The organism is Streptomyces sp. NPDC056486 (genome assembly GCF_042795295.1).
In the GTDB taxonomy this organism is placed as follows: domain Bacteria; phylum Actinomycetota; class Actinomycetes; order Streptomycetales; family Streptomycetaceae; genus Streptomyces.
Genome location: NZ_JBHTSF010000258.1, coordinates 1 through 8,668, shown reverse-complemented (window position 1 = coordinate 8,668; position 8,668 = coordinate 1). Strand labels below are relative to the sequence as shown.

Genomic DNA, 8,668 nt, shown 5'->3' with positions numbered 1-8,668 from the left:
CCGCCTGGTCGCGGTCGGCGGTGGCGCCCGTGAGCTGTGGACCCGGATCGTCTCGGACGTGACCGGGCGCGAGCAGCACCTGCCGCGCCACACCATCGGCGCCGCGTACGGCGACGCGTTCCTCGCGGCGATCGGCGCCGGGCTCGCCGAGCCGGGCGACATCGCGCACTGGAACCCGACGGTCGAGGTGGTCACCCCGGAGGCGACCGCCTCGACCGTCTACGACCAGCTGTACGGGCTCTACCTGGACCTGTATCCGGCGACCCGCGAGGCCGCACACCTGCTGGCGCGCCTCAACTAGCCTGCTGCGACTAGTTGTTGGTGGTCACGTGGACGTAGTCGACGACGAGCTGTTGCGGGAAGCTCGTGTTGCCGTCCGGGTCGCCGGGCCAGTAGCCGCCGACCGCCAGGTTGAGGATCAGGAAGAAGGGCTTGTCGAAGACCCACTGCTTGCCGCCCAGGTCGGCCGGTGTGCGGGTCTGGTAGACGTTGCCGTCCACTGACCACGTGACCTTGTTGGGTGACCAGTCCACCGCGAAGGTGTGGAACTTGTCCGAGAACGCCTCGCCGCCGGGCAGGGTGTAGCCCGCGCCGATGCCGCCGGAGCCCGAGTACCCGGGGCCGTGCAGCGTGCCGTGGACGGTGCCCGGTTCGAAGCCGACGTTCTCCATGACGTCGATCTCACCGCTCTGGGGCCAGCCCACGTTGCCGATGTCCGCGCCGAGCATCCAGAACGCGGGCCACATGCCCTGCCCCTTCGGCACCTTCATCCGGGCCTCGACATGGCCGTACGTCTGCGTGAACTTGCCCGAGGTGTTGAGCCGGGAGGAGGTGTACTCGCACTTGCCGTACCAGCACTGGTAGTTCTCGGGGTTCTCCTTGCGGGCGGTGATGACCAGGTTGCCCTGGCCGTCGAGGGCGGCGTTCTTGTTGCCCGATGTGTAGTACTGCCGCTCGTGGTTGTTGACGTTGTCGCCGGTCTCGATCTGCCACTTGCTGCCGTCGACCGCGGAGCCGGCGGCGCCGTTGAAGTCGTCGGTGAAGGTGGCAGCCGCGGCTGAGCTGACCGGGGAGGAAGAGGGGGCCGCCGACGCTCCGGCGGGGAGTCCGGCCAGGGCCGAGGCACAGCAGGCCAGGGCGACCGTGGAGAGCGTCGCACGGCGGCGCCAAGAGGTGTGCACTGTCATCACATCGCTTCACGTGGGGGTGGCGAGAGAGTGGGGGGTGCGAGATTGGTGCGGGGTATTGAGGTGTACGCATACCAAATCAAGACATGCGCATGACAACGCGACATCGAGAACTGAACGCGGCGGGCGATCAACCCCGAGGCTTTGTTCAGTACTTGATTTAAGGCAGCCTCCGGTTCGACGTCAAGGAGTTGGTGCGGACCAATCTCACCGGCCCCCGGCCGTCGCCCGCGCCAGATACGGCGCCGTCCGGCTCCCCGCGGCCCGCGCCACCGCATCTGGCGGCCCCGCAGCGACCACGCGACCGCCCTTGTCGCCGCCGCCGGGACCCAGGTCGATCACCCAGTCCGCGCCCGCCACCACCGCCATGTCGTGCTCGACGACCACCACCGAATGACCCGCGTCGACCAGGCCGTGCAGCTGACGCATCAGGACCTCGACATCGGCCGGGTGGAGCCCGGTCGTCGGCTCGTCCAGGAGGTAGAGCGTGTGACCGCGCCGCACACGCTGCAACTCGCTCGCCAGCTTGATGCGCTGGGCCTCGCCCCCCGAGAGCTCCGTCGCGGGCTGACCCAGGCGCAGATAGCCGAGGCCCACGTCCAGGAGGGTCCGCAGGCTGCGCGCGACGGCCGGGGTGTCCGCGAAGAACTCCGCCGCCGACTCCACCGTCAGATCGAGCACCTCCGCGATATTCCGTCCCTGGTACGTCACTTCGAGGGTCTCGGGGTTGTAGCGCGCACCCCCGCAGTCGGGGCACGGCGCGTACGTACTGGGCAGGAAGAGCAGTTCCACGCTCACGAACCCCTCGCCCTGACAGGTCTCGCACCGCCCGCCCGCGACGTTGAACGAGAAGCGCCCGACGCCGTAACCCCGTGTCCGTGCCGCGTCCGTGGCCGCGAAGACCTTGCGCACGACGTCGAAGAGGCCCGTGTAGGTGGCCAGATTGGAGCGCGGTGTGCGGCCGATCGGCTTCTGGTCGACGCACACCAGGCGCCCCACGCCGTCAAGGTCCTCGGTGACCTCGCCGATGAGCGTGGACTTGCCCGAACCGGACACGCCGGTGACCGCGGTGAAGGCACCGAGCGGGAACTCGGCCGTCACGTCGCGCAGGTTGTGCCGGCTCACGGGGCCGACCTTCAGCCAGCCGCGCGGGGCGCGCACCCGGCGTACCGGAGCGGGCTCGCGATCGAAGAGGAAGCGCGCCGTCGCGGACTCCGTGACGCTCTCCAGATCCGCCACCGGGCCACTGTGCAGGACCTGGCCGCCGTGCTCACCCGCGTCCGGGCCCACGTCGACGAGCCAGTCCGCGTGGCGCATGACATCGAGATGGTGTTCCACGACGAACACCGAGTTGCCCGCGGCCTTGAGCCGGTCCAGGACGGTGAGCAGGGCCTCCGTGTCCGCCGGGTGCAGACCGGCCGACGGCTCGTCAAGGACGTACACGACACCGAAGAGTCCCGAGCGCAACTGGGTCGCCAGGCGCAGTCGTTGGAGCTCACCCGTGGAGAGAGTGGGCGTGGCGCGGTCCGGGCTCAGGTAGCCGAGACCCAGTTCGGTGATCGTGGCGATGCGGGCAAGGAGGTCGTCGGACAGAACGCGCGCCGCCTCCGAACCCGTGCTGCCCTGGAGGGCCTTGGCCAGTTCCGACAGGGGTAGCGCGGCGAGGTCGGCGATCGTGCGGCCCGCGAACGTGACCGCCATCGCCTCCGGCCGGAGTCTGCTGCCCCCGCAGGCCGGACAGTCGGCGCTCGCCAGGAACCGCTCGGCCTTGGCGCGCAGCGTCTGGCTCTTGGAGTCCGAGAACGTCTTCATCACATAGCGCTGTGCGCTCATGTACGTGCCCTGGTACGGGCGCTGGATACGGCCCGCGTCCCGCACCGGGTGCACCGTCACCACCGGCTGCTCGTCCGTGAACAGGATCCAGTTCCGGTCCGCCTGTGGCAGCTCGCGCCAGGGAAGGTCGACGTCGTACCCCAGCGCGTCCAGGACGTCCCGCAGATTCTTGCCCTGCCACGCCCCGGGCCAGGCCGCGATCGCGCCCTCACGGATGGAGAGGGACGGATCGGGGACCAGGAGTTCCTCGCTCGTGCGGTGCACACGGCCCAGGCCGTGGCACTGCGGGCAGGCCCCGGCCGCCGTGTTCGGCGAGAAGGCGTCCGAGTCGAGCCGCTCGGCGCCCTCGGGATAGGTCCCGGCGCGGGAGAACAGCATGCGCAGCGAGTTCGAGAGGTTGGTGACGGTGCCCACCGAGGAGCGGGACGTGGGCGCCGAGCGGCGCTGCTGGAGCGAGACCGCAGGAGGCAGGCCGGTGATCTCACCGACCTTCGGCGCGCCCACCTGGTGGATGAGGCGCCTGGCGTACGGGGCGACGGACTCGAAGTACCGGCGCTGGGCCTCCGCGTAGATCGTCCCGAAGGCGAGCGACGACTTGCCCGAGCCGGAGACACCGGTGAAGACCGCGAGGACGTCACGCGGAACATCCACGTCGACGTTCCGCAGATTGTGCTCGCGGGCACCCCGGACGCGGACGAACGGATCGTGGGGGCTGTGCATGGGGACTCCGTACGCGGTTCGGGGGCAAACCCCACGATTCTAGGTCGCGGCCAGACCCGCGACCCGGGAGAGGCGCCGGAAGGAGTCGAGCAGACCTTCGCGGTCGTACGTACTGGTCGTGACCAGGACTTCTTGCGCCCCGCTCTCCTTGATCAGCGTTTCGAGCTCGTCGGCCACCTGTTCCTCCGTGCCGTGGATGTGGCCGACGAGACCGGATTCGAAGAAGTCGCGCTCCCTCTCGGTCATCGTCATCTCCGGTGACGTGATGCGCTCGGCCGGGGGCAGGGGCGGGAACGTGCCGTGGGTGCGTGAGTACGCCATCGACCAGGCTTCCGGGATCAGCAGGCGGCGGGCCTCCTCGGGCGTCCCCGCGACGGCGACGGAGCCCGAGACGACGACGTACGGCTCGCTCGACCACTGTGAAGGCCGGAACGACGAGCGGTACTGCTCGATGCCGCGGAGCATCTTCTCGCGGCTCCTGATGTCGCCGATGACCATGGGAAGCCCGGCCTGTGCCGCGATGGTGGCGCCCTCGCCCATGGCCAGGACGAACGGCGGGACCGTCAGACCTTCGGCGGGGCGGGCATGCGCTCCGGTGTCCGATGTGCCGCGGAACCAGCCCAGGAGCTCGGTGAGCTGCGCGGCGAAGTCCTCCGCGTCGTGCTTGTCCCGGCCAAGAGCCCTGCGCACCCCGTCGGTGAAGCCCACCGAGCGGCCGAGCCCCATGTCGATGCGCCCGGGGAAGAGCGCTTCGAGGACCCCGAACTGCTCGGCGACGATGAGAGGTTGGTGGTTCGGCAGCATCACGCCGCCCGTGCCGACCCGGATGGTGCGCGTCGCGGCGGCGACGGCCGCGGCGAGGACGGTCGGCGCGGACCCCGCGACGCCCGGCACCGCGTGGTGCTCCGACACCCAGAAACGATGAAAGCCGAGCTCTTCGAGTTCCTGGGCCAGGCGCACGGTGTCACGCAGGGCCTCGGGACCGTCGTGCCCCTCGCGGGTGCGGGAACGGTCGAGTACGGAGAAACGGGTTGCTTCCACGCGACACCTCTTCTCCGGCTGAACTCCTCCGCGATTCTGAGAATCCGCGGATCTGCGGTCTCAATTTTCCGTCAGGTCCGCGGGGCGGGCAAAGTGATTTTGATCTCCGCTTCTTTGATCTCCGCTTCTTTGGTCTCGCGAAGTCACGCCGGACGCAGCCACAGCGTGGCCAGTGGAGGGAGAGTCACGTGGAGGCGGGACGGAAAGGCTCCGGCGGCCGCAGGGGTCGCTTCCAGCAGGTCGGGGTTGCGCACGTCGCCGCCGCCGTACTGGGCCGCGTCGGTGTTGAGCGTCTCTCTCCAGGCGCTGACTGTCTCAGGCACCCCGAGCGGGTAGTTGTGGCGCACCACCGGGGAAAAGTTGCTCACGGCCAGGATCGGGGTCCCGTCGGCCGCGAAGCGCAGGAACGCCACCACATTGTCCTGCGCCGCGTCCGCCTCGACCCAGGCGAATCCGGCCGGGACCGTGTCCTGCTCCCACAGTGCGGGGGCGGCCCGGTACTGGTGATTGAGGTCGCGCACCAGCCGCTGCACGCCGCTGTGGTCCGGCTGCGCGGGACAGGACGCGTCCAGCAGCCCCCAGTCCAAGCCGTGCTCCTGCGACCACTCGGCGCCCTGGGCGAACTCCTGCCCCATGAAGAGGAGTTGTTTACCGGGGTGGGCCCACATGTACGCCAGGTAGGCGCGGTGGTCGGCGCGCCGCTGCCACCAGTCGCCCGGCATCTTGGACACCAGCGCACCTTTGCCGTGCACGACTTCGTCGTGTGAGATCGGCAGGAGGTAGTTCTCGCTGTACGCGTAGACCATCGCGAAGGTCAACTCATGGTGGTGGTACTGCCGGTGCACGGGCTCGTGCTGGATGTACTCCAGGGAATCGTGCATCCAGCCCATGTTCCATTTCAAGCCGAAACCCAAGCCACCGAAGCCGCCCGGGCCGGTGTGGTGGGTGGCCCGCGTGACACCGTCCCATGCCGTCGACTCCTCGGCGATGGTGACCACCCCGGGGCAGCGGCGGTAGACCGTCGCGTTCATCTCCTGCAGGAACGACACCGCGTCCAGGTTCTCCCGGCCGCCGTGTTCGTTGGGCGCCCACTGCCCCTCCTCGCGTGAGTAGTCGAGGTAGAGCATCGAGGCCACCGCGTCCACCCGCAGCCCGTCCACATGGAACTCCTCGCACCAATAACTCGCGTTGGCCACGAGGAAGTTACGCACCTCCCGGCGCCCGAAGTCGAAGGTGAGAGTGCCCCAGTCGGGGTGTTCGGCACGCCGGGGGTCCTGCGGCTCGTACAGCGGCTCGCCGTCGAATGCCGCAAGCGCCCAGTCGTCCTTGGGGAAGTGGGCGGCGACCCAGTCCACGATCACGCCGATGCCCGCCTGGTGCAGCGCGTCCACGAGGTACTTGAAGTCGTCGGGCGTGCCCAGGCGGGCTGTCGGTGCGTAGAGCCCGGTGGCCTGATAGCCCCACGATCCACCGAACGGATGCTCGGCCACCGGCAGGAACTCCACGTGCGTGAACCCGGCATCGGCCACGTAGGCCGTGAGCTGTTCGGCAAGCTGCCGGTAGGAAAGGCCGATCCGCCAGGAAGGCAGATGGACCTCGTACACGGAGAAGGGGGACCGGCACACGGGGCGGTCCGCCCGGTGCGCCATCCATGCCGTGTCTGCCCACACGTGGGTCGACCGAGTGACCACCGATGCGGTCGCGGGCGGTACCTCCGCCTGGCGGGCCATCGGGTCCGCGCGCACGGTGTGGGTGCCGTCGGGGCGTGTGATGTCGAACTTGTAGAGGTCCCCTTCGCCGACACCGGGGACGAAAAGCTCCCACACGCCGGTCGAGCCGAGAGAGCGCATGGGGTAGGCGGATCCGTCCCAACCGCAGAAGCCCCCGCACACCCTCACCCCCCTGGCGTTGGGCGCCCACACCGTGAAACGGGTGCCGGCGACACCCTGGTGGGTCATCGGGTGCGCTCCCAGCGCCTTCCACAGCTCCTCGTGCCGACCCTCACCGATCAGGTGCAGATCGAGTTCGCCCAGAGCGGGCGTGAAGCGATAGGGGTCATGGAGCGCGGTGTCCCGGCCGTCGTACGTCAGCCGCAGCGCGTACTCGGGGACCGACGCGATCGGCAGAACGCCCGAGAAGAAGCCGTCTCCCTCGTCGTTCAGTCTCGTGGTCCGCTCACCGACGACGAGCGTCGCCGCCTGGGCGTACGGGCGCAGCACCGTGAAAGCCACGCCACCGGGTACCGGATGCGCGCCGAGCAGCGCGTGCGGGTCATGGTGCGTGCCCGAGAGGAGGCGCTCGCGGCTCTCCGTATCGAGTTGCGGCGCGGGAGGACGTGTATGTGCGACGGCTGCCGTGGTCATCAGTGGCCTTTCGCGAGACGGGCGATCGCCGCCATGGGCACGGGCAGCCAGTCCGGACGGTGTCTGGCCTCGTACAACGCTTCGTACACCGCCCGGTCCGTCTCGTAGGCCCGCAGGAGCGCGCCCTGCTGCCGTGGGTCCCACGCCGATTCGGAGGCGTAGCCCGCGCAGTAGGCGTCCCGGCAACGCTCTGCCCACTGGGGCTGCCAAGGGCGCCTGGCATGGGCCGCGTAGTCGAAGGAGCGGAGCATGCCCGCGATGTCGCGTACGGGGGCCTGGGCGCGTCTTCGTTCGGCGATCGGGCGGGCCGGTTCGCCCTCGAAGTCGATGACGGACCACCGGTTCCCGGCCCGCAGGACCTGGCCGAGGTGCAGGTCCCCATGGATCCGCTGGTCCGGCCTGCCGGGGACGCGTGCTCCGACGACGTCGTACGCGGCCTGCAGACGGGACACGTAAGGAGCGAGCGCCGGTACCTGATGGGCGGTGGCGTCCAGGCGCGCGATCATCGCGGCGGCGAGCCGACCGCCCCCGTGCCGGTCAGGGAGGCCGGGCGCGAAGGCGTGAGCCAGGGCCAGATGCACTTCGGCGGTGGCGCGCCCCAGTTCGTACGACTCATCGGTGAAGTCCCTGCCCGATGCGAGGGCCTGCAGGGCGAGGGTCCAGCCGTCGGTCGCCTCGCGCAGGAAGGGCTGGAGCACCCCGAGTGTCGTCCTGCGAGGCTCGGCGGTCCAGAACCAGGCCACGGGAGCGGGTACGCGGGCGCAGCCTTCGCGGGCGAGCGCCCAGGGAACCTCCAGGTCCGGATTGATGCCGTACTGGATGCGGCGGAAGATCTTCAGGATGAAGGAATCGCCGTACACCAGGGAGGTGTTGGACTGCTCTCCGTCCAGGACGCGGGGCGTGAGCCCCGGGGGTATCGCGGCCTGTGCGTCACGTTCGAAGCGCAAGGGGCCTGCCGCGCCCGGGGTGCGGAGGCGCTCGAGCAGCAGCATGGCCGACCGGGGGTCGTGGAGGGCGTCGTACACGGTCAGGCCCTCGAAGGGGCCCCCGCCGGGGCGGCCGATGACGGCGTGGTGGAGGTGGGGCGGCAGGTCCTCGCTCACGCCGAGGAGCAGTTGGTAGCAGCCGTCGCGCGATCCGGCGTGCCGGGAACGGATAAGCAGGTGCAGGCAGCCCGGGTGCAGTTCGGTCATCGACACCACGCTCAGTTCCGTGATGGGAAGGCCTTTGCCCGCGAACCAGCGCTGCTTGGGCAGCCACTCCTCGAGTACCCCGCCCAGCGATGTGAGCATCAGCGGAGGACTGAGGGGGGTGCCGCGCGACGGCGTAGCGGTCTTCAACATGCGACACGTCCCTTCACAGGTACACGGCGGGGTCCGCCGGGCGGCGCGGATGCAGGTCGTCGTGCAGTCGGAACCAGTAGAAGCCGTGTCCGGCCAGGGTCAGGAGGTAGGGCAGCTCGCCGATGGCCGGGAAGCGCACCCCGCCGATCAGCTCGACCGGGTGGCGGCCGTTGAAGGTCTG

6 protein-coding genes and 1 pseudogene are annotated in these 8,668 nt (G+C 69.7%); 1 reads left to right on the top strand and 6 read right to left on the bottom strand.

From position 1 onward, the window contains the following. Window positions 1-301: pseudogene (locus tag ACFQ7F_RS44145) on the top strand (sugar kinase); the annotation flags it as partial. Between the two features lie 10 nt (window positions 302-311). Here ACFQ7F_RS44145 and ACFQ7F_RS44140 read toward each other — a convergent pair. The 6 genes from ACFQ7F_RS44140 to ACFQ7F_RS44115 all read right to left on the bottom strand — a co-directional run. After that, window positions 312-1,187, bottom strand: a complete 876-nt coding sequence (locus tag ACFQ7F_RS44140) for a family 16 glycosylhydrolase (RefSeq protein ID WP_383284826.1) — start codon at window positions 1,185-1,187, stop codon at window positions 312-314. 207 nt (window positions 1,188-1,394) lie between these two features. After that, window positions 1,395-3,740 carry an ATP-binding cassette domain-containing protein gene (locus tag ACFQ7F_RS44135; protein ID WP_383284824.1) on the bottom strand — a complete coding sequence of 782 codons (2,346 nt, stop codon included), beginning with the start codon at window positions 3,738-3,740 and terminating at the stop codon, window positions 1,395-1,397. Between the two features lie 39 nt (window positions 3,741-3,779). Continuing rightward, window positions 3,780-4,781, bottom strand: coding sequence for an MsnO8 family LLM class oxidoreductase (locus ACFQ7F_RS44130; RefSeq protein ID WP_383284821.1), 1,002 nt, complete (start codon window positions 4,779-4,781; stop codon window positions 3,780-3,782). Between the two features lie 143 nt (window positions 4,782-4,924). After that, complete coding sequence (gene glgB / locus ACFQ7F_RS44125) at window positions 4,925-7,144, bottom strand: 1,4-alpha-glucan branching enzyme (RefSeq protein WP_383284818.1); 2,220 nt, start codon at window positions 7,142-7,144, stop codon at window positions 4,925-4,927. Then, window positions 7,144-8,487: a maltokinase gene (locus ACFQ7F_RS44120; protein WP_383284815.1), complete on the bottom strand. Its 1,344-nt coding sequence runs from the start codon at window positions 8,485-8,487 to the stop codon at window positions 7,144-7,146. The genes glgB and ACFQ7F_RS44120 overlap by 1 nt, the downstream gene beginning before the upstream one ends. Before the next feature lie 13 nt (window positions 8,488-8,500). Beyond that, window positions 8,501-8,668 (bottom strand): alpha-glucosidase C-terminal domain-containing protein (locus ACFQ7F_RS44115; RefSeq protein WP_383284829.1); only part of this gene is annotated, 168 nt, incomplete at its 5' end.